We start from the raw sequence: 22634 nt of genomic DNA, 5'->3' as shown, positions 1-22634 counted from the left end.
GGGGTAGTGGAGTGGTGCGAATAGTGCTTTTAGGGGTCTAAAAGCCCAGCTGAGGGCCTATGAATCCCGAAATGAGCGGGGGTAGATGGCTTAGGCTAGCTGCGCTGCGAATCCCGCAGCAACGCCACCGCAGACTGCAAAACCGGCAAAGCAGCAGTCGCACCAATCCCGCCACCAACAGAAATTCCATACGACAACAACGGCTCACAACCCAGATGACGCAACGCACGACCATGCGCCGGATGAGCCGCCTCATGCCCAGCAACCCACCAAGCCCGCGCCCCCGGGGCCAACTGCTCAGCAACCAACGCAGCCGAGGTCACCACCACGCCATCCAAAATCACCGGAGTACGACGCACCGCCGCCTGCGCAAGGAACCCGGCCATCGCCGCAACCTCCGCCGTCGCCGCCCGACGCAGCATCTCCACCGGTTCACCACGCACACCACGAATCCGAAACATCACATCGCGCACCGCAGCCACATTGGCCTTCCACCGCGCAACACCAAGATCCATATCGGACCCCACCAGCGCCACCGGCTCCGCATTCGTCACCGAACCAATCAGCGCCGCCGCAGACACCTCAGCGCCCACACCAGTATCAGCAGCAATCAGCACCTGAACATCACTATCGGCAGCATCATTGGCCAACGCCATACCGGCCTCAAGCGCGCGAGACACCTCCGCGTCGCTCAGACCGTCGGAAAGCTGCGGAGCAGAACCACCCCGACACACCCGAAACGGCGACTCAGACTCCCGATCCAAACTGATATCAGCAGCAAAAACCCGTGCGCCCTGGGCATTCGCTACCGCGCACAACGCAGAAGTACCAGCAACCGTGTCATCAAAAACCGCACCAGCCGAAAGCGGCTCAGACACACCCGAAAACGGCGAATGCGCCCCAACATCGGCAGCCTCAGAAGTCTCCCCGGCAAACAACACCACACGCGCATCCACCAACGCCCGCGGCGGAACCGCATCCTGACACGCAGCCAACCACACACCAAGATCCCCCACCCGGCCAAGAGAACCCGGAGGAATCGGAAGACGGCGAATAAGGGCGCGAGCGCGCTCAGCGGCCTCGGCATCCGGCGCCGAAACGGGGCTAAAAAACTCCTGCGTCATGGCACACAGGGTAACTGAGACCGCCCAGCCAAGAGCGGTCGCAGCCCCCGGAGGCTAAAGCTTGTCGCCAATCTCCTTCTGCGGACGCGGAGTACGCAACCGACGCGGCTGAGAAGCACGCGAATAGGCATAAAAGCCCATCCGGAAACCCGTATCCGTCGTCGACGGGAACTGCTCACGCACAAGACGATTCGCGCGGCGACCAATCACCACGCCCTCACCAATGAGCACCAAAATAAACACCATCGAGAACAACGAGAAATACGCCGCCACCGTCGGATACGCCTGGCCAACCAACATCACCAACAGCAACACCAACGCAAACGGCATAAAGAAATTCGCCAAGAAACGACGGGTATCCACCCAATCACGCACCAACTTGCGCTCCGGGCCCTGATCCCGCGGCAACAAATACCGCGGATCGCCCGACGCCATGCGCTCATCAGCCACCCGACGAGCCTCCCGACGCTCCGCACGCTCACGGGCCTTCTTCGCCTTGTACTCCTCCTTCGACATCGACGCCTTCTCCTCCTTGCGCCGCTGACGAGCCTCCTTCGACGTCATCGGAGGGCGCACCGGGCCGCGGCGAATACCCTTCGCACGCTCAACCTCATTGCGCTTCGGAGTGGCATGCCCCTTCTTCGGGGTATAGCCCTTCGGCAAATGCTCCTGGTCGCCGGCGTGGCCATCGCCGGCGTGGCCATCGTCGGCGTGGAGCTCGCTCGCAGCCACGCTGCCACCAGCGGAGCCGGAGCTGCTGGTGGTGTTGGTGCTGGTGCTATCACTGTTGCTGGTGCCACCTCCCTCAGCGGAGTCAGCGGGGTGGGAATCGGACTTCGAGTTCTTCCAGGGCAATTTCACGAGTCTTAGCCTAAGGGATACCGACAAAGCCTGGGGAATACCTCAGGGCGTGGCGACGTTGCCACCAACAGCTAGCCGGTACCTTGCCGTGTAGCCTTATCCCACGTGGACCCACCGCGGCTAGGCCCCGGGCCCGCCCGCCCGGACAACACGTCGCACTGACCGCGTTGTTCACCGCGGCGAAACTAATCCGAGAAGGAGAACACGGATGACCACCGCTCAGACCACCGGCGTCAACCTCACCGACGCCGCAGCTGCCAAAGCCAAGGCACTGCTGGACCAAGAAGGCGCCAACAACCTCTCGCTGCGCATCTCCGTCGCCCCCGGCGGCTGCGCCGGCCTGCGCTACCAGCTCTACTTCGACGACCGCGACCTCGACGGCGACATTTCCGAGGAATTCAACGGCGTACGCCTCGTAGTCGACCGCCAGTCCGCCCCGTACCTCACCGGCGCCACCATTGACTTCGCGGACACCATCGAGCAGCAGGGCTTCACCATCGACAACCCCAATGCCACCGGTTCCTGCGCCTGCGGCGACTCCTTCAACTAAGTCGCCCAAGCCGTACGCAGCGCGATACCGGCGTGTGTAGCGCTGGGGTGTAGCGCTGGGGTGTAGCGCTGTGTGCTGCGCTGTGTTCTGCACGGCGAGAAAGCCGCCGGCCACGATTATGTGGTCGGCGGCTTTTGACGTGTGGGGTGCAGATCCGTGCGAATTTTGCGTGGTGTGTGGGGGCGGGGGCGCTGCTTCGTAGATCCGTACGAAAGTGGCAGATCCGTACGGAAATTCGCACGGATCTGCGCAATTGGTACGGATCTGCCTGTGGGGCGGGAAGCTGGGCCGAGAAGAGGTCTGGCAGCAGGAGGGCGGCGAGGGTGCGGCGCCAACGTCGGCAAGCACGCGGGGGCTGCGGTGCTGCGGGGGCGCTGCTACGTAGATCCGTACGAAAGTGGCAGATCCGTACGGAAATTCGCACGGTTCTGTGCAATTGGTACGGATCTGCCGGTGGGGCGGGAAGCTGGGCCGAGAAGAGGCCGGGCAGCAAGAGGGCGGCGAGGGCGCGGCGCCAACGTCGGCAAGCACGCGGGGGCTGCGGTGCTGTGGGGGGGGCTGCTACGCAGATCCGTACGAAAGTGGCAGATCCGTACGGAAATTCGCACGGATCTGCGCAATTGGTACGGATCTGCCGGTGGGGTGGGGTGAGGCGCGGTGGAATGGTGCGGGAGCCAGGCAGTCGGGTGGCCCCGCGCCGGGCCCCTACAGCTGCACGGGGTAGTGGTGCTCCTCGATTTCCGGAGAAATCCGGCCTTCGATGAAGATGCCGTGCCAAATCATGAATGCCAGCACCGTCCAGAGGCGACGAGAGTTGTCGTTGCGGGTCGGGTGGTGCTCGTCGAGCATGCGCTGTACCGCGGCCTTGTCGATGAGCTCGTCGGTCTGCGATTCGCGGATGATGTCCTCGGCCCAACCGCGCAGTTCATCGCCGGCCAGCCAGTGCCGAATGGGCACGGGGAAACCGAGTTTGCGGCGGTTGAGGACGTGGGCGGGCACGATTTGTTTCATTGCCTGGCGCAGCGCGTACTTGGTGGTGTTGTGGCTGACGCGCATGTCGACCGGCAGCTTCTCCGCGACTTCGAAGACTTCGCGGTCGAGGAAGGGCACGCGCAGCTCCAGCGAATTCGCCATGGTGATTTTGTCGGCCTTGACCAGGATGTCACCGCGTAGCCAGGTGAATAGGTCGAGGTGCTGCATGCGGGTCACCGGGTCCATGTCTTTCGACCGGGCGTAGATGGGGTGGGTGACGTCTCGGTGGTCCCATTCGCGCGGGGCCCAGGGCAACACGGTTTGTAGCTGCTCGTAGTTAAAGGAGCGGGCGTTGCCGTAGTAGCGGTCTTCGAGGTCGGTGGAGCCGCGGAGCAGCAGCGATTTGCCGCGCATGCCGTCGGGAAGCGCTTGCCCCACAGCGTGCAGGCCCTTCTTGAGGGGGCCGGGGATGTGCTCGAAGGGTTTGAGCGACAGTGGTTCCTTATAGATGGTGTAGCCGCCGAAGAGTTCATCGGCGCCTTCGCCGGACAGCACCACTTTGACGTGTTTACGGGCTTCGGCGGCGACGAAGTACAGCGGTACGAGCGCGGGGTCGGCGACGGGGTCGTCGAGGTACCAGATGATTTTCGGTACGGCGGCGGCGAATTCTTCCGGCGAGACGACCTTGATGTGGTGTTCCACGCCGATTGCTGCGGCGGTTTCGGCGGCGACGTCGACTTCGGAGAAGCCTTCGCGTTCGAAGCCGGTGGTGAAGGTCATCAGGTTCGGGTTGAACCGTTTGGCGAGGGTGGCGATAGCGGTGGAGTCGATGCCGCCGGAGAGGAACGAGCCGACCGTGACGTCGGCACGCATATGCTTGCCGACGCTGTCCTCGAGCACCTCGGCGATTTCATCGAAAACGGCTTGTTCGCCGCCTTTGGGGACCTCAGCGATGGGGAAGCGGGGGTCGAACCAGCGTTGCTGGACGACGTCGGAGCCCGGAGCGAAGGTGGCGTAGCAGCCGGACTCGAGACGGCGGATGTCGGTGTGCAGGGTTTCTGGCTCGGGAACGTACTGCAGGTCGACGTAGTGAACGAGGGCGCGGCGGTCGAGGTCTTTATCGTCGACGCCGAGTTCGGGGGCCATCTCCAGGATGGATTTCTTCTCCGAGGCGAAGGCGGTGCCGCGGTCGGTGGAGGCATAGAACAACGGTTTGATGCCGAAGCGGTCGCGGGCGATGAACATTTCGCGCTTCTTGGTGTCCCAGATGGCGATGCCGAACATGCCGCGCAGGTGCTTGAGGACGTCGACACCCCAGTGGTGGAAGCCGACCACGATGGGCTCGCCGTCGCCTTCGGTGTGGAAGGTGTAGCCGGCCTTGGTCAGCTCTTTGCGGAGCTCAATGTAGTTGTAGATTTCGCCATTGAAGGTCATGGCGTAGCGGTCCGGTTCGTCGGCCGGGCCCCAGGTCAGCGGCTGGTGGGAGTGTTCCAGGTCGATGATGGACAGGCGGTTGAAGCCGAAAACGACGTCGTCATCGTGCCAGGTGCCGTCGGCGTCGGGACCGCGGTGGCGCATGCACGGCAGCGCCCGGGCGATAGCGGGTTGGACGTCCGATGCGTCGCCGTTGTTGGCGAGAAAACCGAGGAGGCCACACATAATCCGTGGTTCCTTTCCTGGATGGGGAGATGGCGATCAGCCGATAACGGGTTAAACCCTAGCTAAGTGGGTGGGGGTAGTAGGGGCGAGGCTGCCCGCGCGCCGGGAAGTGGGTCTGATCCTGCTGGTGGAATCACAGAAAAACCCGGGTAAAAACGTAAGACTCGCCCGCAATTGTGGGCAATGTTCTTAAGTTTTTATCAGCTGGGTTATACTCGGGGGCATCCAATGTGGGCAGTCCATTGTGGAGAATTCACAGGAATGGACTACTCTGCAGTGTGGAGATTGAATCGCTACTGGCATGTCATATGTAGGTAGCGGTCGCTGTTGACAGCGTGGATCAGGAAGGCAGACACACGTGAATCGCTTTAGGAACTACGGGGCCGCCCGCAAACTCGGCGTCCTCGGCGTCCTCGGAGCCGGGTCAGCCCTGCTCACGGGTTGCGAAGTGAACCCGCCGGACAACGCCTTTTTCAGGTTATTGCGCTTCGGCTGGCCTCAGGGTGTGACCCCTGAGGCCCAGGCCATGGGCAATTTCTGGGTTTGGATCTGGGTTGCCGCCTGGTCTATTGGCGCCGTCGTGTGGGGCATCACCCTCTTCTCGATGTTTAGCTTCACCGCGAAGAAGGCTAAGAAGAAGGGCGCGGGCGAATTCCCGCGTCAGACGGCATATAACGTCCCGCTGGAGCTTGTGCTGACGTGCGTGCCGATTCTTATCGTCATGACGATCTTCTTCTTCACCGTTCAGACGCAGGACAAGGTCACTGCTATGGACAAGGACCCGGAGGTCGTCGTCGACGTCACCGCTTTCCAGTGGAACTGGAAGTTCGGTTACGCCGAGGTCTCCCCGGACCTGGCCGGCGGTTCTGCTTATGAGGGCCGCGTGCCTTCTGAGGACCCCGAGGTCTTCTTCACCGGTGAGCACGGTCACGTCCCCGCCGGTGAGACCCGTCAGCAGAAGGACTACCCGATTCACGGTCGGTCCAAGGCTGATGTGTCCTACCTGCACTTCAACGAAATCGAGACCCTCGGTACCACCGACGAGGTCCCGGTGCTGGTGCTGCCGATGGACACCCCGATTGAGTTCGACCTGGCTTCGGCCGACGTCGCCCACTCCTTCTGGGTCCCGGAGTTCCTCTTCAAGCGCGATGCGTTCCCGCACCCCGATGCGAACAAGTCGCAGCGCCGCTTCCAGATTGAGGCCATCTCCTCCGAAATGGTGGAGAACCGTCGCGTGGAGAACCCCTCCGCCCGAGTGAAGAGCGCCTTCGTCGGTCGCTGTGCTGAGATGTGCGGCACCTACCACGCCATGATGAACTTCGAGATTCGTGCGGTGTCCCGTGAGGACTTCGCCGAGTACCTCGATTTCCGTCGCAACAACCCCGACGCCACCAACGCCGAGGCTCTGGAGCACATCGGTGAGCCGGGTTACGCAGTGTCCACCAGCCCGTTCAACCCGGGCCGTACGGACTCCCGCGACCAGCAGAACACTGTCGACCTCAACGCCCAGAACTAGGGCGAGGAGTAGAGGAAAGGCCTGACTAATGAAGTCAACTGCCAAGCTGTTTTACGGCCTCACGGTGTTTATGTTCACCGCGACCGTTGTCTACGCACTGTCCACCGCATTCCTGCAGGACACCGGCAACGTTATTAACGAAAACCACGGTCGCCTCGAGTGGGCCGGTGTCACCGGTCTGCTGCTGGGCACCCTGATGACCCTGATGGTCGGCGGGTACCTGCACTTCACCGAGCTGCGCTCCGATATCACCCCGGCCGATTTCGAGGAAGCAGAGATCGTCGACGGTACCGGTACCCTCGGCTTCTTCTCCGCCAGCTCCATCTGGCCGTTCGTGATGACCATGGGCATCCTGCTGATGGGCTACGGCATCGCCTTCATGGCCTACTGGCTCATCCTGCTCGGAGCCGCCATTCTGGTCTTCGCCGGCACCCGGCTGAATACCCAGTACCTGGTCCCGCCGGAGAAGCACTAAGCCTTCACCGACCCCGCAGCGAAAAACCCCGCCACCGACATTCTCGGTGGTGGGGTTTTCGTATGGGTTCGTGGCTGGGGCGCTTAGGCGAACTCCACTGGGCGGCGCCCCGGCGGCAATTCCGCAACATCGCCGTCGGTGACTACCAAATGCCGGGCCTCCAGTCGCTGCACCATGCGCCGGTCATGCGTGACGACGATGACAGTGCCCGCAGTAGCGGCAATGGCGTCCTGAACCTCCTCAATGAGGTCCACACTGAGATGGTTGGTCGGCTCATCGAGGATGAGAACCTCAGGCGGATCAGCAACCACTAAAGCCAACGCAACCCGCCGCTGCTGGCCGACGGAGAGGTCACCCACCGGGCGCTCCGCGTCGCTCGGCGAGAGCAGCCCAAGATCGTCCAAGCTCACCTTCGTGACCGACAAAGCGTCGTAAAGCTCATTAGCAGTCTTCGTGGCATCCGGCCAGCGCTGCTCCTGCCTCAGCATCGCTACGCGCGCCTCCTGGCCAATACGGGCCTCCCCGGCGGCCGGGGGAAGCTCACCGGCCAGCACGTCGAGCAAAGTGGACTTACCGGCACCATTGGGACCAGTAATCACCACCGTGTCGCCCGGGCGGATAGTCAATGACCCCACCCGCAACCGTTCCGGTACGACAACACCACGCAGCTTGAGGTGAAAATCGTCATCGCTGCCGGCTGGGGCGCGTTTGGTGGACGGTGCCTTGGTCAATGGGGCGTCAAAACCCAGCAGGGCAGGGGGTTTGGGGACGCCATTTTCATCCAGAACCTCGAGGCGACCACGGGCAGCCCGGATGCGGCGCGCGGCGGTCCGGTCCGCGCGGGAACCGGCATGGTTGAACGAGATCTTGTCATTATCTGTGCGCACCACCTCTTCTTCGGTTGCCTGCTGGGTCTTCTCAATGGTGCGCTGAAGGTCGCTACGTTCGCGTTGTTCGGTACGCCACTGGTGCTCCCAGAGCTGCCGTTCGTGGCGGCGGTGCTTGTCGTACTCGCTCCAATTGCCGCGGAACAGGCCAATACCGGGCCTGCCCGGGATGAGGTCACCAATATGGGTACAGGTGGCGTCGAGGAAATCCCGGTCATGGGTAGCCAGTACAACAATGCCGGGGTGGTTTGTGATGGTGTCAATGACCAGCTGTCGACCACGCTCATCGAGATGGTTCGTGGGCTCGTCGAGCAGCAGGATCTCAGGCTTGCGGATAAGTGTCAGCGCCAGCCCGAGGCGGGCCCGCTGGCCACCGGAGAGGCTGACCGTTACTTGGTCTAGGGTTGCCGACTCCGGGCCTTCAGTATTGAGGCCAAGGTGATCCAGGATGACCTCAGCATTGTGCTCGGCATTCCAGTCATCGTGGGCCATGACGTCGGAAAGCTGCGCGGAATACGCTGCCTCGGCGCGGGCGGCGGTCTGGGGGTCATCGCTAGCCATATCCGCGGCGAAGTCCTCCAGGGCCTGCAGGCGCCGCCTCGCCGGGCCTAGGGCCTCCTCGACGAGCATCCGGCCGGTGGAATTAAACGGTGCTTCCAGTTCCTGGGAGCCAAGGGCGCGCACGCCGATATGGTGCACGCTGCCGGAGGTGGGCTTGCGGCGGCCGGAAAGAATCCACAGCAGCGTCGATTTGCCCGCCCCGTTATCACCCACCAGGCCCAGCACACTGCCGGCACCGAGCATGAGGTTGACTTGTTGGAGCACCGGCGTGCCGACGTAGTCGAAGCAGATGTCATTCGCGGTGAGCTGGGTGGCCGCACCGGTGGCGGACGAAGTTGTCGGGTCGGCCATGATGGGTGTCTCCTCGGTGGGCTGATGCTCGCGAGCCGCGGAGTCAGTGACGGGGCTAGGTTGGGCCCGCGATGGGGGAGGGGAGTGCCGGATGTGCACCCCGCTGATAGGGGTAATTCTACGCCGCTGCCAGGCAATTCAGATAACTGGGTGGAGAGACCAAAAATGCCCCTCCCGAACGAATCGGGAGGGGCACTTGGGAGCGCGTCAGAACTTAGTCGCGGGAAATCTTGCGAGAGCCGACGTTGTCGACCTGCTCGCCGAATTCCTTGCGGCGGCTTTCGTTGGTCGCCTCGAGTTCACGGAGCATCTGCTGCTCCTGAGCGTGATTCTCGTGCTCAATCTTGGCGGCCTGGTCAGCAATCTCCTGGGAATCCGGGGAGAAGAAGCTACCGCGACCCGGGTGGCCGGCGGCACCAAGCTCGTTCATCTGCTTGGGCACGTAGGCACCCTGGTAGTCGAGCGGCACAGCGTGGCCGTGCTCGTCGACCGGGCCGATGGGCTGGTGGACCTCAATGAACTCACCAGACGGCAGCTGGTTGATGACACCGGTCTCGATGCCGTGCTCCAGCACCGCGCGGTCCGAACGCTGCAAGCCAATGCAGATTCGGTAGGTGACGAAGTAGGCCACCGGCGGCAGCACGATAAGACCGATACGGCCAACCCAGGTCATCGCGTTCAGGGAAATCTCGAAGTGGTACGCGATGAGGTCGTTACCACCGGACAGGGTCAGCAGCGCGTAGAAGGAGAGCGCGGCTGCACCGATAGCGGAACGAACCGGCACGTCGCGGGGACGCTGCAGCAGGTTGTGGTGAGCATCGTCGCCGGTGAGCTTCTGCTCGATCCACGGGTAGGCGACGAGCAGTGCAACCAGAAGGCCACACAGCACCGCAACCCAGAACACTGCCGGGATGGTGTAGTTGCCGAAGTACAGCTCCCAGGCCGGCATGACACGAGCCGCGCCGTCGGTCCAGAGCATGTAGATATCCGGCTGCGAACCAGCGGAGACCTGCGAGGGGTTGTACGGGCCCAGGTTCCAGATGGCGTTGATCTGGAAGATGCCGCCCAGCAGGAACAGGAAGCCGGTGGTGATGAGGCCGAAGGCGCTGGCCTTCACGGCGAACACCGGGAGAATACGCACGCCGACAACATTGTTCTCGGTACGGCCCGGTCCGGGGAACTGGGTGTGCTTCTGGTACCAAACCAGTGCCAGGTGGGCACCAATCAGGCCGAGCAGCAGAGCCGGAATGAGCAGCACGTGAGCGATGTAGAGGCGGTCGATGATGATGTCGCCCGGGAAGTCACCGTTGAACATCATCCAGTGCATCCAGGTGCCGATAATCGGCAGGCCAATGATGATGGCCGACATGATTCGCAGGCCGACGCCGGAGAGCAGGTCGTCGGGAAGCGAGTAACCCATGAAGCCCTCAGCAATGGAGAGCAGCAGCAGGATGCAGCCAATAACCCAGTTAGCTTCACGCGGCTTGCGGAACGCACCGGTGAAGAAGATGCGGAACATGTGCGCCAGGATGGAGATGGCGAACATCAGCGCAGCCCAGTGGTGGACCTGGCGGATGAACAGACCACCGCGCACCTCGAAGGAGAGGTTCAGTGCGGTCTCGTAGGCGCGGGACATCTCCACACCGTTAAGCGGTGCGTAGGCGCCGTCGTAGATGACCTTCGACATCGAGGGGTCGAAGAACAGGGTCAAGTAGACGCCCGACAGCAGCAGAATAATGAAGCTGTACAGGGCGATCTCGCCCAGCATGAAGGACCAGTGGGTCGGGAAGACCTTGTTGATCTGCGTCCGCATACCGGACGACAGCGTGTAGCGGTCGTCGATATTGCGGCCAGCTTTAGCTAGGTGGTTTTGGCTCATGACTTACGCTCCCAGAAGGCCGGGCCGACGGGCTCGATGAAGTTGCCCTTGGCGAAGAGGTAACCATCGTCGTCGACATCGATGGGCAGTTCGGGCAGGGCCCGGGCCGCCGGACCGAATACCGGCTTGCCGTAATGCAGCGCATCAAACTGCGACTGGTGGCACGGGCACAAGATGCGGTTGGTCTGCGCCTCGTAGAGCGAGGTGGGGCAGCCGATGTGCGTGCAAATCTTCGAGTAGGCGAAGAAATCGCCGTAGTGGAAATCTTCCTGGCCGACGCGCAGGGTGGCCCGGGCGGCGTCCTCGGAACGCAGACGAATCAGCATCACCGGGTTACGGGAACCGTGGATGGAGTGCATATGCGCCTCGTAGACATCAGCCTGCGGGTCGTAGTCCGTGCCGTCGTTGACGTCGTCAGCCGGCAGCGGGAAGACAGTCTCCATGGCACCAGCGGACAGGTCCTCCGGGCGCAGCCGCACCAGGCGGGAAATGCCCTGAGTGGAGTAACCGTGGTGGGACTCCTCGGCAATAGCGCCGGTGTCACGGCCCAGGTAAATCTTTTCGCCCTTCTCAACCAGGGTCCAGCCCGTGGTCCACAAGGTGCCGTCGCCGGTCACGTCGAGTTCGTGAGCAGGCTTCCAGGGGTTCTTGATGAGGCCACCGACAATCGGAAGCACCATGCCGATACCGACCATTGCGGCACCGGCGCCAGCCAGGCCCTTAATGGCGGTGCGGCGACCCAGGGTGGAGGTCTGCCACGAGTCGTTGAGCAGAGCAACGATGGTGCGCTGGTCAACTTCCTCCGACGGGCCGTCGTGGCGGCGCTGAACGGAGATTTCCTCGGGGATGAACTTCTTGGTGAACTTCACCGCAGCAACACCCATGCAGATGATGCTGCCACCAAGGGTGATGCCCAGCATCGGGGTGTTGAGGGTGTACCACCACAGGCCTTCCTCGCCGAGGCCACGGTACTGGTCCGGCCAGAAGAGGTAGACGCCGATGAACGCCAGGCCGAGGATGACGCAGAGCGCCAGCCAGATGCCTACGTCGAGAGCCGCGCGCTTTTCAGCGGGGTCATTCTCGATGGGGAAGCGTTCCTTGCGGAAGGCGATGGTGACGTCGTCAAGCTCAGCGCCGAGGCGCGCGAGCTCTTCATTGCTCATCGCGTCGAGCTCGGCGGAGCTGTATTTGCGGGTGTTTTCGTTATTGCTCACTGACGGGATCCAATCCACAGGGCCGCGGCAACAAGCGCGACGATACCGACCAACCACATCAACATGCCCTCGGTAACGGGGCCGATACCGCCGAGACCGTAACCGCCCTGCGGCGGGGTCTCCTTGGCGGACTTGATGTAGGCGATGATGTCCTTCTTCTCATCAGCGGTGAGCTGACGGTCGGAGAACTTGGGCATGTTCTGCGGGCCGGTAAGCATGGCCTGGTAGATCTCCTGCTCATTGGCAGGGTCGAGGACAGGTGCGTACTTACCACTGGAGAGCGCGCCGCCACGACCGGTGAAGTTGTGGCAGGAGGCGCAGTTCAGGCGGAACAGCTCGCCACCACGGGCGACGTCGGCGGGGTCAATCTCGCCGTTGGGGCCAGCATTCTTACCGCGCAGCGACTCCATGGCGATGGAGCCATCTTTATCGCGGACGAGGCCAGCGCCGCCGCCGTGGGACTGCACGTAAGCGGAGAGCGCGAGAATCTGCTCTTCGTTGTACCGCGGGGTCTTACGGGGCGCCTGGGCGCTATTCGACAGCATCGGCATACGGCCGGAGTGCACCTGGAAGTACACAGCGCCTTCACCGACACCAATCAGGGACTTACCGCGGCCCTTGACGCCCTGCAGGTTGGCACCGTGGCAGGTGACACAGGCAACGTCATAGAGCTCCTTACCCTGCTGGATAAGAGCGGATTCTTCGGGCTGGGCCTGGGCGGTTTGTGCGTCCGGGGTTACGGCGTCGGCCAGGATGCCCGCGCCGGTGAGGGCGAGGGCGAGCGCCAACAGGCCGGAGGCGGCCCGGCGCATCTTACGGCGGGAGCGCTTGGTGCGCGCCGCCGCGGAGGACCGTCGGCCCTCCTGTGCGGGGTTATGGGTTTCCATCATTTTCCTTTGGGATGTCGTGGAAAGTGGATGGCTGCAGGCAGCGCATCGGGTGGCGGCCGAAACGGCTTACTGGATGAAGTAGATGGTGATGAACAGACCGATCCACACAACGTCAACGAAGTGCCAGTAGTAGGACACAACAATCGAAGCGGTGGCCTGGGCCGGGGTGAACTTGGCTCGTGCGGTTCGGATCAAAACAACCACGAAGGCCAGCACACCCGCGAGAACGTGGGCTGCGTGGAAGCCGGTGGTGATGAAGAAGACCGATCCGTAGATGGAGTTCTGAATGGTCAACCCGTGACCGACCAGGGTGATGTACTCGAAGGCCTGGCCCACGAGGAAGATCGTGCCTAGTGCGATGGTGAGGGCGTACCACTTACGAAGTCCAAACACGTCGCCACGTTCGGCGGCGAACACGCCCCACTGGGCCGTGAACGACGACGACACCAGGATCACCGTGATGACGAGGGCATACGGCACATTTAGGTGCTCGGTACCCCAATCCCACGATTGTCCCTGCCCGTTTGCGCGAGACACGAAGTACATCGCGAACAGGCCGGCGAAGAACATTAATTCCTGAGACAGGAACACGATCGTGCCGACGCTGACCATATTGGGTCGGTTCAGCGTCGTGGCACGATTCGGTGCTGCCATACCTTGGTTGCTAACTGCGCTCGTCACACTGACAGTATGGCGTGTTCTTAAGGAATAGTCACATTAACGCCCCCGATTTAGGAGCAGAATTTTTAAAGCCGCAGGTCAAGGGGTTGTAAACCTTAGAAGAAACATAATTTTCGGAGTGTCGGGAACTTCTTAGGTTTCTATCCGACGGGCCTCTGTAGGGCCCGGGCGCGGCGAGCTCGACTCGACCGCGGGCGCTGTAACTATCTGCCAGCGCCAGCTCTGCGGCGCCAGGATCAGCAGTACACCACTGGCGTTATCATAATAGCCGCCGAGGGCACAGTGACCGCTGTCGGCCCGAATCGCAGGAATGACCCCTTTTGTAGACCCGTCGATATATAAGGAAGAGGCCAGCAATGGCACAGCCTGAGGCAGTAGATACGCGCGCCCAGTGGATTGAGGTGCTTGCCACCATCGGTGCCGGCAAGGAGGTGCCAGCCGACGGCGTGCGCTTCGCTATGGACGAGATCATGTCCGGCCGCGCCGATGAGGTACATATCGCCGCCTTCGCCCACGGCATCTTCGCCAAGGGAATCACCGCCGCAGAACTTCATGCAGCTGCCGACGGCATGCTCTCTTTCGCCTCCCCGCCGGATGCGCCCGACGCCGCCCGGGCTGTCGACGTGGTCGGCACCGGTGGGGATGGCGCCCACACCGTCAATATTTCCACCATGACCGCCATGGTGGTCGCCGCCGCCGGCATCCCCGTCGTCAAGCACGGCAATCGGGCGGCCTCCTCGAAGTCCGGTGGCGCGGACATGCTCGAGGCCCTCGGCATTGATCTCGATACTGACCGTATCGTCGCCCCGCATCATCCGGACTTCTCACTGACATTCATCTTCGCCAAGAATCACCACCCGGCGATGCGTTTCGCCGGTCCGGTGCGCGCCAAGCTGGGCGTGCCGACGGTCTTTAACCTCCTGGGCCCGCTGACCAACCCCGCCCAGCCGCCAGCCAGCCTGGTCGGCTGTGCCTTCGCCAATCAGCTGGACACCATGGCCGGTGCTTATGCGCAACGCGGCCAGCAGGTGCTGGTGGTACGCGGTGATGATGGCCTTGATGAGATCACTGTCACCGGGCCGACTCAGGTGCGTGTTGTCCATGACGGCACCGTGCGTGCCGACGTGATTCGCCCTGAGGACTTTGGCCTGGAATCAGCACCTATTGATGCGCTGCGCGGTGGCAGCCCTGAACATAACGCCGATATTGCGCGCAAGGTCTGGTCGGGCGAATTGGACGGCCCGATCCGTGATGCGGTCTTGCTGAATTCGGCGGCGGCCATCGCGGCCTCGCGTGGGGTGGGGCAGCGCCCGGTTGTTGAGGCCATCTCTGAGGCGATGGATAGCGCCCGCGAGATCCTCGATTCGGGCCGTTGTGCCGAAATCCTCGCCGATATCGTCGGCTAGGTTTTCTTCCTCCTATATAGAAGGACTACGTCGGCCTCGTTTCGCGCGCCTCTCGGGCTTGTGCTGCCCACTGGCGCCACACCCCAGCCCCGGCCGCCGGTGAGGCCCACACCCCATCGATCGGGCCCAGGCGGACCTCCGGGCGGGTGAGCCATTCGTGCACCACCCCAATCTCATGGGGGTTCGCCCCGCGCAGCACCAGGTCCGCATCATCGGGTAGGACCGTTTCGGCTGCGTGGGTCAGCCGCTGGGCGATCCGCGCGGTATCTGCCGCATTGCTGGAATAACCGGCAGCGGCGAGCCTGCCATGGCGAATAATGGCGATCTCCCACCCGCCGCGCTCACTGGGGCGCGCCGCCTGGATTTGCGATACCGCGGCAAGGCCACCGAGGCGCTGCCGTCGGTCGGCCGCGACAATAATCTCGGCAACCAAGTCACGGGTAAAAGCCGCGCGGCGATACCGGCCCTGCAGCGCTAATTCGGTGACCTTGGCGACCAGGGAACCGATGAGGTCAGCCCCGCCCTGGTGTAGTTCGGTGGCAATGGCGAGCAAGTCGCCGTCGACGTCGGCAAGCAGACTCAATGCATTCTCCGCAGCTGCGCGGCTGCGGAATGGGCCAATGGTGTCTGGGGCAGCGCCGATACGAGGTGCGCGCTTAATGGTGGGGGAGCCGTCGGCACGCGCGCACAGGTACCAGCCACGGCCCGGGTGTTTGCGCTGCCGGTTATATGGCGGCTGCAGGTTCGCCAGCATGCGGGCCTCACGAACCTCGGCATCTAAAGCGTGGGCGCACTCTACGGTGTCCACACGATCGGCGAGCAGCACCATCTCGGACATGCGCTTGCGGGGGTCGGACCCGGTGAAGTACTGGCCGACGCGGCGGCGCAAATCCGACGCAGTACCTATATATAGGGGAATACCGGTAGAGCTACGGAAAATATAGACCCCTGGTCGATGTGACACCCCGGCGATGAGCTCGCGCTTGGCGGCGATGCGGGAATCGCGCGGTGGGGCATATGTGGCGAGCTCGTCGAGGGTATCGACATCCTGACTGCCGAGGCGCTCAATGAGGAAGTGCAGCACATCGACGGTGGCGCGGGCATCGTCATAGGCGCGGTGTGCGCGGTTGATCTCGGTGCCGACGTAGCGGGCGAGATCACCTAGCCGAAATGAGCCGACCTCCTCGCGGTCGAGGAGCTGCCGGGCCAACCGCAGTGTGTCAACCACGGTGGGGTGTGGCCAGCGCAGCCCCAGTTCGACAGTGTTCGCGCGCAGGAAACCCATATCGAATGAGGCATTATGCGCCACCCAGGTTGCGCCTTTGGCGAAAGCGAGGAAGTCGGGCAGCACCGTGGAGATCTGGGGTGCATTGGCCACATCTTCGTCTGTAATGCCGGTCAGAGCAGATATATGGGGCGGGATGGGGGAGCCGGGATTGACCAGTTGGCTGAAGGTGTCCTCGATAATGCCGCCGCGGACGCGGACTGCACCGATTTCAATGATGGCCGCAGCATCTGGTTTGAGGCCCGTTGTTTCTAGGTCAACGACGACGAAGGTGGTCTCCCGCAGCGGCTGTGCGGTGATGGGGGCAGGTGCGGTGCCGGCGCAGTTGGGGGCCTGCGTTAGCGATAACTGCGCGGGATCGTCGTTCACGCGGTCTACTTTAAGGCGACGGTGGACATCGTGATGTCCGGGGTATGAGGGTGTCGAACACCCCAAAACCAGCCAATGTGGCCCGAATCACACTTTGATTTTCGGCTGCGTGACGCCGGGTTGGGGTGTCGGGAAATTGTGAGAGACGTTCATAGATAGAAACTGCTGGTACGGCTTAGGACACAAGATGATAACGACGGTTCGTTACGCTGTTATCTCATTCGTTATCGAGCTGTTATCGGGGCCTGGTTAACGGCACTTACTCGCCGAAAATTGCGAAATGCCGACCGTTGTAGTGGACACAGCTTGATTACATTTCGTAACCTTGCCGAGACATTGCAGGGAAGCTCAGAACGAGCAACCCCGCAACGCACGGACAAGACAACCGGTTCCAACAGGAGCCGGGCCGGGATTTGGATTTACGAAGCCCCCGGATACATACGGAGTTTCCAGCCCTCCCGGCTGGTTCGAACAAAATCTTTTGGAGATCATTTCATGGGTAAGCACCACAACCGCGGCAACTTCGCCCGCAATGCCGCCGTCGCCGGCGCCACCTTCGCCTCCGTTACCGCTATGGCCATCCCGGCCGGCGCCTCCCCGCTGCAGGAGTTCGGCGTCCCCGCCGAAATCGACAACCTCGTTGAGCAGGGTGCCGGCTACGCCTCCGACATCTCCGGTGTTGACGTCAACCGCGCCACCGACGTCATCAACCAGGCTGTCGGCAGCAGCAACTTCGCGGAAGCCGCCGTTGCGCCGAAGGCCATCTCCACCGGCCAGCGCATTGTTGATGCCGCTCGCTCCAAGATTGGTTCCCCCTACGTGTGGGGCGCTACCGGCCCGAGCTCCTTTGACTGCTCCGGTCTGACCTCCTGGGCCTACAGCCAGGTTGGCAAGTCCATCCCGCGTACCTCCCAGGCTCAGGCCTCCTCCGGTATTCCGGTGGCCCGTGGCGCCATCGCCCCGGGTGACATCATCGCTTTCTACTCCGGTGCGACCCACGTGGGCATCTACTCCGGTGGTAACAACGTCATCCACGCCCCGCAGGCTGGCGACGTCGTCAAGGAAGCTCCCATGAACTACATGCCGTACCACTCGGCGGTTCGCTACTAAGAGCCTCCGGATAGGGGCTAAAAACACCCCATCCGCCGCACCAGTCACACTGGTCACAAGCTTTTCGCAATACCCCGCTGCCTGGTTGGCGCGGGGTATTTGCGTTGCTACGCTCGCTGAGGTCCCGGGTCTCATCCGGTGCCCCGCCACCGCTATCCGACTCGCACGTCGTTAACTGTTTGTGAAAGGTTCTTCCGTGAACACACCTGTCAAGGGCTACCGCACGCTGCTCATCGCAAGCGTGGCAGCGATGACCATGCTGCCTGTGGTCAGCCCTGTCGCCGTAGGCCAGCAACTCACTGCCGACGGCATCGACCAGGAGCTTGAAGACCTCTCCCGCAAAACCGAGGCCAATACCGAAGAGCTCATCAAGCTCGACGAAGAGGTCAAGGAAGCCGATAAGGAGATCCAGGCCCTGCAACAGGTGGTCGACCGCAATACCGCGGCCGCCGAGCGTGCCCGCAACCACGCCGAAGACGTTCGCAAAGAAGCCCGCAAATACGCCCGCCAGCGCCTGCGTGGCACCACCATGGACCCGGTCACTGTCGCCCTGGGCTCAGCGGACCCCCAGGACGCTATCGACCGTTCGGCCTATGCCGCCCGCATCACCCGCGAGCAGGAAGAAGCCCTCGGTGCGGTTGCCCAAGCACAGCGCAAGGCCGCGCGGAAGCACACCCTGGCCGCCACCGCCGAAGCAGAAGCTCGCTTCGAGCGCACCCTGCTCGACGAAAAGCGCAAAAAACTCGAATCCGAACGCGCCAACCTCGAACAGCAGCAAGACAAAGTCCGCGATATGGTCGATTCGCTCAGCCCCGCCGAGCTGGCCAAGTGGCGCGCCAAGAACAACCCGGTAACCGCCGGCCTAGAAAGCCTCATCGGCGCCTCCGGTGCCGTCGATGCGGCTATGACCAAGGTCGGTGCCCCCTACGAGTGGGGTGCCACCGGTCCGGGCTCCTTTGACTGCTCCGGCCTCATGTACTGGGCGTACTCCCAGATTGGTATCTCCATCCCGCGGACCTCCCAGGCGCAGCTAAGTGGCGGCACCCCGGTGTCCCGGTCCGAACTGCAGCCCGGCGACATCATCGGCTACTACCCGGGCATCACCCACGTCGGCATGTACGTCGGCAATGGCCAGGTCATCCACGCCTCCGATTACGGCATCCCGGTGCAGGTCGTCGGTATCGATCAGGCTGGCCCCTACCAGGGCGCAGTTCGCTACTAGGCCATGTCGCAGCCAGCGTCACACCCGCGGGTGCTGCTGATCACCAATGATTTCCCACCGCGCGCTGGCGGTATCGAGTCCTACCTGCGGGACTTCTGCGCGCAGCTGCCGCCTGAGTCGCTGACGGTCCTGGCCTCCACCAGGGCACCGCAGCACGATATCGACACCCACGACGCCGCCGCCCCCTACGAGATTGTGCGGCTGCGGGATCGGGTGCTGCTGCCACTGCCACATGTGGCCCGCGCCGCCGCACGCATCATCGCCGAACGCAAGATCGACGTGGTGTGGTTCGGCGCCGCCGCCCCGCTGGCCTTATTAGGCCCGGCGTGCCGACGTGCCGGCGCGAAACGCATTGTTGCCACCACCCACGGCCATGAGGTCGGCTGGTCGATGATTCCCGGCGCCCGCTTAGCGCTGCGCCGCATTGGCCGCAGTGCCGACGCCATCACCTATATCTCGAATTACACCCGGCGCCGGTTCGAATCTGCCTTCGGCACGAGCTGCCAGTACTTCTGGATGCCCTCAGCCGTCGACGCCACATTCTTTCACCCCGACGCCGCCGCAGCCGCCCGCATCAGGCAGCGCCACGATATCGCCGCCGACACCCCGGTCATTGCCTGCATTTCGCGGCTGGTGACCCGAAAAGGCCAGGACATGCTGATTCGTGCATTGCCTGAACTCATCGGTGACTATCCTGCGGTGCAGCTGCTTATTGTCGGCGTCGGCCCTAAAGAAAAAGCCCTGCGTCAGCTCGCTGAGCGTTTTGGGGTCTTAGGCCACGTCATTTTCACCGGGCGGGTCGATTACGCTGACCTGCCCGGCTACTACGCGGCGGCCAATATTTTCGCCATGCCCGCCCGAACCCGCGGTGCTGGTCTCGATGTCGAAGGCCTCGGCATTGTCTACCTTGAGGCACAGGCCTGCGCGGTACCGGTTATTGCCGGTGATTCCGGGGGAGCGCCCGAAACCATCATCGATGGCAGTACCGGCATGGTCTGCCCGGGCGGCGACTATCACGCCATTGGGCGAGCCATCTCAGGGCTGCTCGCCGATACCGACCGCGCAGTGGCGATGGGCCAGGCCGGTCGCCGCCACGTGGAACAGAACTGGACCTGGTCGGCGATGGGGGAGCAATTGCGGGCCGTGCTTGCCGGCACCGCAGCACCGAATTAACCCACCGACGAGGTTGGTTTCCGGCGCGGTTCCGGCTGCACCGGTAATTTGGTGGCATGAGCGAGCGCACGCACGCAGATATCGTCATCAACGCCCCAGTCACCGACATCCTCGATGTCATCGGCGACATCGCTGCTTATCCGACGTGGGCGACTGGCACCACCGAAGCTGAGGTCACTGAAGAGGGCACTGCCCCACTTCGGCCCCGCCGCGCCCGGTTTGTCATTGATGCGATGTTGCGGGATGAATTTGAACTCGAATACACCTGGACCGATACCGCAGTGTCGTGGACCCTGGTTCGTTCACACCTGCAGAAGGCACAAGATGGTCGCTACCAATTGCAGCCCTGCGAAGAAGGCACCCGCGTCACCTACGAACTAACCGCCGATACTGCCGTGCCGATGTTGGGCATGCTGCGTCGCAAAGCCGAGCGGCGCATTATCGACACCGCCTTGAGCTCTCTGAAACAGCGCGTGCACAACCTCGGAAAAGCATGACTGAGCCGGCCTCGCTGCGCCCGTGGCTGCATCTGGTGTGTGATGGCGCCCCGCCACCGGCTGATGCTCAGGAGCTTGCCGACGGTGATAATTACGCCGCCGTCGCCGAGCTCATCGCAAGCCTGCCGACCGGGCCCGATAGCCAACTGGGGGACAACCTTCTCAGCGCTGTCACCGGATTCGCCGGGCTGGAACACCTTGCGGTGTGGTTGCGTGCCCACGCCCAATACCGCGCCACCGGCACACCGGTTTTTATCCGAATCGGCGGCACGGACGGAGAACATCGCGCATGGTTGCGTCGGTTGCGTGGCCCCGGCGAACTCGCTGAATTACTTGATGCGATGAGCCCGCCACTGGCGCGGCACCGCGATATGCCGCCGGTTTTTGGCGAGGCATCGCGGCGCGCCCACGCAATAGATGGGCTTTCCCGACGGTGTACCGCGTTCCATGCCTGTGTGGCCAATGGGGAAGTGGCCGTCCACCCGGGCGGTGCTGCAACCGCCGCCGCAGCCATCGCCACCTGGTTGGGTGTGTGCGTGGCGCCAACGTCGGAAAGCAACCATGCCACCGGGTTACGGCTGTCCAGCCGGGGTCGTGATGATGACGGCGAGCTTGGCTATACCGCGCGTATCCCCGTGCCTTGTGGGCTGACCGAACACCCATTGAGCCGTCATGACGTCAAGGTTTCGGTACGCGGCGGGCACGCCATTATCAGTGTTGACCGGTGGCGGCGGCGGTTCACTCTTCCTGCGGTGCTGGGGGCCTGTGAGCTTACCGACGTCGAGGTTCGCGGAGCCGAGATGGCCAGTGATATTACGAGGAATGGCAGCAGCGACGATATTCTGTTGACATTCCGTTCCGTCGCGGGGCTATTGCCGCGCACCCAATAGGCTCAGCCACGCCCAGGCGTGGACCCAAGGAGACACCGTGACCACCACTATGGCCACCGGGCGCCCCCGCACCGTCGCGGGCGCACCCGCAATCGGCTTCGATATCGGTGGCACGAACCTGCGCGGAGCCGTTGTGACCGACACCGGCGAGATCATCGCCCGAGCCCAGCGCCCCACCCCCAACGTGGAAAGCGAACTCGAAGACACCATCGCCGACACCGTCTTTGAACTGCGCGCCGAAGTCCCGGAGGCAGAAGCTGTCGGCCTTGCTGTAGCTGGTTTCCTCGACGCGCAACGACGCCGAGTGCGGTTTGCGCCGCACCTGCCGTGGCGCGACGCCGATGTCGCAGACCGTCTGGAGCAACGCCTGGGGCATACCGTCACCCTGGAACACGACGCGAATTCAGCGGCGTGGGGTGAGTACCGTTTCGGTGCCGCCCAGGGGGCCAATACCTGGGTGTTGTTTGCGCTGGGCACCGGTATTGGCGGGGCGATGATGCATAACGGCGAAATGTTCCGTGGGGCCTATGGCACTGCGCCTGAATTTGGGCATCTTAGGGTCGTAGCAGGTGGGCGTGAATGCTCCTGCGGTAAGCGTGGTTGTCTCGAGCGGTACTGCTCGGGCACGGCGTTGGCCTATACCGCCCGGGAGCGTGCTGCCTCTGGCGGCTATAGCTCGGATCTGGCTGAACTGGCGCTGCGGCCAGGTTCCGCATTGACCGGGACGGCGGTGATGACGGCCGCCGCGGCCTCGGATCCCTTGGGCTGTGATGTGCTCGATGAGTTCTCTGAGTGGCTTGGTCAAGGCTTAGCCCTTACCGCAGATGTTTTCGACCCGGAGCTCATCGTTATCGGCGGCGGACTTGTGCGCGACCATGAGCTCTACCTTGACCGGGCGCGGGCTGTTTTCGCGGAGTCGATTACCGGTGCGGGGCACCGCCCGGTGGCTCGGGTTGCCCCCGCGCAGTTAGTTGCCGACGCTGGGCTCATTGGTGCTGCGTCATGCGCGATGGCTGATGCGCAACAACGATCGGCATAGCCGCCCACCTGCACAAAAGCTGA

19 protein-coding genes are annotated in these 22634 nt (G+C 63.0%); 10 read left to right on the top strand and 9 right to left on the bottom strand.

Features of this window, described 5'->3' with window-relative positions:
* Nucleotides 1-95: 95 nt before the first annotated feature.
* Together KRX51_RS10100 and KRX51_RS10095 are read right to left on the bottom strand one after the other, a co-directional pair.
* Nucleotides 96-1124, bottom strand: coding sequence for a nicotinate-nucleotide--dimethylbenzimidazole phosphoribosyltransferase (locus tag KRX51_RS10100; protein WP_218363016.1), 1029 nt, complete (start codon nucleotides 1122-1124; stop codon nucleotides 96-98).
* A 54-nt stretch (nucleotides 1125-1178) separates the two neighbouring features.
* Complete coding sequence (locus KRX51_RS10095) at nucleotides 1179-1985, bottom strand: DUF3043 domain-containing protein (protein ID WP_218363015.1); 807 nt, start codon at nucleotides 1983-1985, stop codon at nucleotides 1179-1181.
* A 208-nt stretch (nucleotides 1986-2193) separates the two neighbouring features.
* Here KRX51_RS10095 and KRX51_RS10090 point away from each other — a divergent pair, with 208 nt between their 5' ends.
* Nucleotides 2194-2535 (top strand): iron-sulfur cluster assembly accessory protein, encoded by a 342-nt coding sequence (locus tag KRX51_RS10090; protein WP_218363014.1) that lies wholly within the window; start codon nucleotides 2194-2196, stop codon nucleotides 2533-2535.
* A gap of 705 nt (nucleotides 2536-3240) precedes the next feature.
* Here KRX51_RS10090 and asnB read toward each other — a convergent pair.
* On the bottom strand, nucleotides 3241-5166 hold the full coding sequence (gene asnB, locus KRX51_RS10085) for an asparagine synthase (glutamine-hydrolyzing) (RefSeq protein ID WP_218363013.1): 1926 nt from the start codon (nucleotides 5164-5166) through the stop codon (nucleotides 3241-3243).
* Between the two features lie 358 nt (nucleotides 5167-5524).
* On the opposite strand from asnB, the gene KRX51_RS10080 reads away from it, so the two are divergent.
* Both KRX51_RS10080 and KRX51_RS10075 read left to right on the top strand, forming a co-directional pair.
* On the top strand, nucleotides 5525-6682 hold the full coding sequence (locus tag KRX51_RS10080; protein WP_218363012.1) for a cytochrome c oxidase subunit II: 1158 nt from the start codon (nucleotides 5525-5527) through the stop codon (nucleotides 6680-6682).
* 28 nt (nucleotides 6683-6710) lie between these two features.
* Nucleotides 6711-7157, top strand: a complete 447-nt coding sequence (locus tag KRX51_RS10075; protein ID WP_218363011.1) for a cytochrome c oxidase subunit 4 — start codon at nucleotides 6711-6713, stop codon at nucleotides 7155-7157.
* 83 nt (nucleotides 7158-7240) lie between these two features.
* Here KRX51_RS10075 and KRX51_RS10070 read toward each other — a convergent pair whose 3' ends face one another.
* The 5 genes from KRX51_RS10070 to KRX51_RS10050 all read right to left on the bottom strand — a co-directional run bounded on the left by KRX51_RS10070 (nucleotide 7241) and on the right by KRX51_RS10050 (nucleotide 13620).
* A complete protein-coding gene (locus tag KRX51_RS10070; RefSeq protein ID WP_255549624.1) occupies nucleotides 7241-8956 on the bottom strand; it encodes an ABC-F family ATP-binding cassette domain-containing protein in 1716 nt (571 codons plus the stop codon).
* 214 nt (nucleotides 8957-9170) lie between these two features.
* Nucleotides 9171-10835 (bottom strand): cytochrome bc complex cytochrome b subunit, encoded by a 1665-nt coding sequence (locus tag KRX51_RS10065; protein WP_218363010.1) that lies wholly within the window; start codon nucleotides 10833-10835, stop codon nucleotides 9171-9173.
* Entirely contained in the window at nucleotides 10832-12049 is a 1218-nt protein-coding gene (locus KRX51_RS10060) for a ubiquinol-cytochrome c reductase iron-sulfur subunit (protein ID WP_370625098.1), read from the bottom strand. The genes KRX51_RS10065 and KRX51_RS10060 overlap by 4 nt, the downstream gene beginning before the upstream one ends.
* Nucleotides 12046-12939: a c-type cytochrome gene (locus KRX51_RS10055; protein ID WP_218363009.1), complete on the bottom strand. Its 894-nt coding sequence runs from the start codon at nucleotides 12937-12939 to the stop codon at nucleotides 12046-12048. The genes KRX51_RS10060 and KRX51_RS10055 overlap by 4 nt, the downstream gene beginning before the upstream one ends.
* Nucleotides 12940-13005: 66 nt before the next feature.
* Nucleotides 13006-13620 (bottom strand): heme-copper oxidase subunit III, encoded by a 615-nt coding sequence (locus tag KRX51_RS10050; protein ID WP_218363008.1) that lies wholly within the window; start codon nucleotides 13618-13620, stop codon nucleotides 13006-13008.
* A 356-nt stretch (nucleotides 13621-13976) separates the two neighbouring features.
* On the opposite strand from KRX51_RS10050, the gene trpD reads away from it, so the two are divergent.
* Nucleotides 13977-15026: an anthranilate phosphoribosyltransferase gene (trpD, locus tag KRX51_RS10045; RefSeq protein WP_218363007.1), complete on the top strand. Its 1050-nt coding sequence runs from the start codon at nucleotides 13977-13979 to the stop codon at nucleotides 15024-15026.
* 25 nt (nucleotides 15027-15051) lie between these two features.
* Here the strand turns inward: trpD and KRX51_RS10040 are convergent, their stop codons facing one another.
* Nucleotides 15052-16680, bottom strand: coding sequence for a DEDD exonuclease domain-containing protein (locus KRX51_RS10040; protein WP_218363006.1), 1629 nt, complete (start codon nucleotides 16678-16680; stop codon nucleotides 15052-15054).
* Nucleotides 16681-17175: 495 nt separating this feature from the next.
* On the opposite strand from KRX51_RS10040, the gene KRX51_RS10035 reads away from it, so the two are divergent.
* The 6 genes from KRX51_RS10035 to KRX51_RS10010 all read left to right on the top strand — a co-directional run bounded on the left by KRX51_RS10035 (nucleotide 17176) and on the right by KRX51_RS10010 (nucleotide 22611).
* Nucleotides 17176-17790, top strand: coding sequence for a C40 family peptidase (locus tag KRX51_RS10035; protein WP_218363005.1), 615 nt, complete (start codon nucleotides 17176-17178; stop codon nucleotides 17788-17790).
* A gap of 250 nt (nucleotides 17791-18040) precedes the next feature.
* Nucleotides 18041-19012: an NlpC/P60 family protein gene (locus KRX51_RS10390; protein WP_370625099.1), complete on the top strand. Its 972-nt coding sequence runs from the start codon at nucleotides 18041-18043 to the stop codon at nucleotides 19010-19012.
* Nucleotides 19013-19015: 3 nt separating this feature from the next.
* Nucleotides 19016-20185, top strand: a complete 1170-nt coding sequence (locus KRX51_RS10025; protein WP_218363003.1) for a glycosyltransferase family 4 protein — start codon at nucleotides 19016-19018, stop codon at nucleotides 20183-20185.
* 56 nt (nucleotides 20186-20241) lie between these two features.
* On the top strand, nucleotides 20242-20682 hold the full coding sequence (locus KRX51_RS10020) for an SRPBCC family protein (RefSeq protein ID WP_218363002.1): 441 nt from the start codon (nucleotides 20242-20244) through the stop codon (nucleotides 20680-20682).
* Complete coding sequence (locus KRX51_RS10015) at nucleotides 20679-21572, top strand: hypothetical protein (protein ID WP_218363001.1); 894 nt, start codon at nucleotides 20679-20681, stop codon at nucleotides 21570-21572. The genes KRX51_RS10020 and KRX51_RS10015 overlap by 4 nt, the downstream gene beginning before the upstream one ends.
* Nucleotides 21573-21621: 49 nt before the next feature.
* The gene (locus KRX51_RS10010) at nucleotides 21622-22611 is read left to right on the top strand and encodes an ROK family protein (protein ID WP_218363040.1); all 990 of its coding nucleotides are present in this window, start codon (nucleotides 21622-21624) and stop codon (nucleotides 22609-22611) included.
* Nucleotides 22612-22634 lie beyond the last annotated feature (23 nt).

The sequence above is a fragment of the Corynebacterium sp. TAE3-ERU12 genome, from assembly GCF_019209905.1.
In the GTDB taxonomy this organism is placed as follows: domain Bacteria; phylum Actinomycetota; class Actinomycetes; order Mycobacteriales; family Mycobacteriaceae; genus Corynebacterium.
This window is presented reverse-complemented; position numbering and strand designations above follow the sequence as displayed.

Excerpts from the sequence above, each read along its gene's own strand:
- KRX51_RS10010 (WP_218363040.1), top strand. The coding sequence starts at position 21,622 with ATGGCCACCGGGCGCCCCCGCACCGTCGCGGGCGCACCCGCAATCGGC.
- KRX51_RS10100 (WP_218363016.1), bottom strand. The coding sequence starts at position 1,124 with ATGACGCAGGAGTTTTTTAGCCCCGTTTCGGCGCCGGATGCCGAGGCC.
- KRX51_RS10025 (WP_218363003.1), top strand. The coding sequence starts at position 19,016 with ATGTCGCAGCCAGCGTCACACCCGCGGGTGCTGCTGATCACCAATGAT.
- trpD (WP_218363007.1), top strand. The coding sequence starts at position 13,977 with ATGGCACAGCCTGAGGCAGTAGATACGCGCGCCCAGTGGATTGAGGTG.
- KRX51_RS10055 (WP_218363009.1), bottom strand. The coding sequence starts at position 12,939 with ATGATGGAAACCCATAACCCCGCACAGGAGGGCCGACGGTCCTCCGCG.
- KRX51_RS10065 (WP_218363010.1), bottom strand. The coding sequence starts at position 10,835 with ATGAGCCAAAACCACCTAGCTAAAGCTGGCCGCAATATCGACGACCGC.
- KRX51_RS10035 (WP_218363005.1), top strand. The coding sequence starts at position 17,176 with ATGGGTAAGCACCACAACCGCGGCAACTTCGCCCGCAATGCCGCCGTC.
- asnB (WP_218363013.1), bottom strand. The coding sequence starts at position 5,166 with ATGTGTGGCCTCCTCGGTTTTCTCGCCAACAACGGCGACGCATCGGAC.
- KRX51_RS10070 (WP_255549624.1), bottom strand. The coding sequence starts at position 8,956 with ATGGCCGACCCGACAACTTCGTCCGCCACCGGTGCGGCCACCCAGCTC.
- KRX51_RS10075 (WP_218363011.1), top strand. The coding sequence starts at position 6,711 with ATGAAGTCAACTGCCAAGCTGTTTTACGGCCTCACGGTGTTTATGTTC.
- KRX51_RS10015 (WP_218363001.1), top strand. The coding sequence starts at position 20,679 with ATGACTGAGCCGGCCTCGCTGCGCCCGTGGCTGCATCTGGTGTGTGAT.
- KRX51_RS10390 (WP_370625099.1), top strand. The coding sequence starts at position 18,041 with ATGACCATGCTGCCTGTGGTCAGCCCTGTCGCCGTAGGCCAGCAACTC.
- KRX51_RS10020 (WP_218363002.1), top strand. The coding sequence starts at position 20,242 with ATGAGCGAGCGCACGCACGCAGATATCGTCATCAACGCCCCAGTCACC.
- KRX51_RS10090 (WP_218363014.1), top strand. The coding sequence starts at position 2,194 with ATGACCACCGCTCAGACCACCGGCGTCAACCTCACCGACGCCGCAGCT.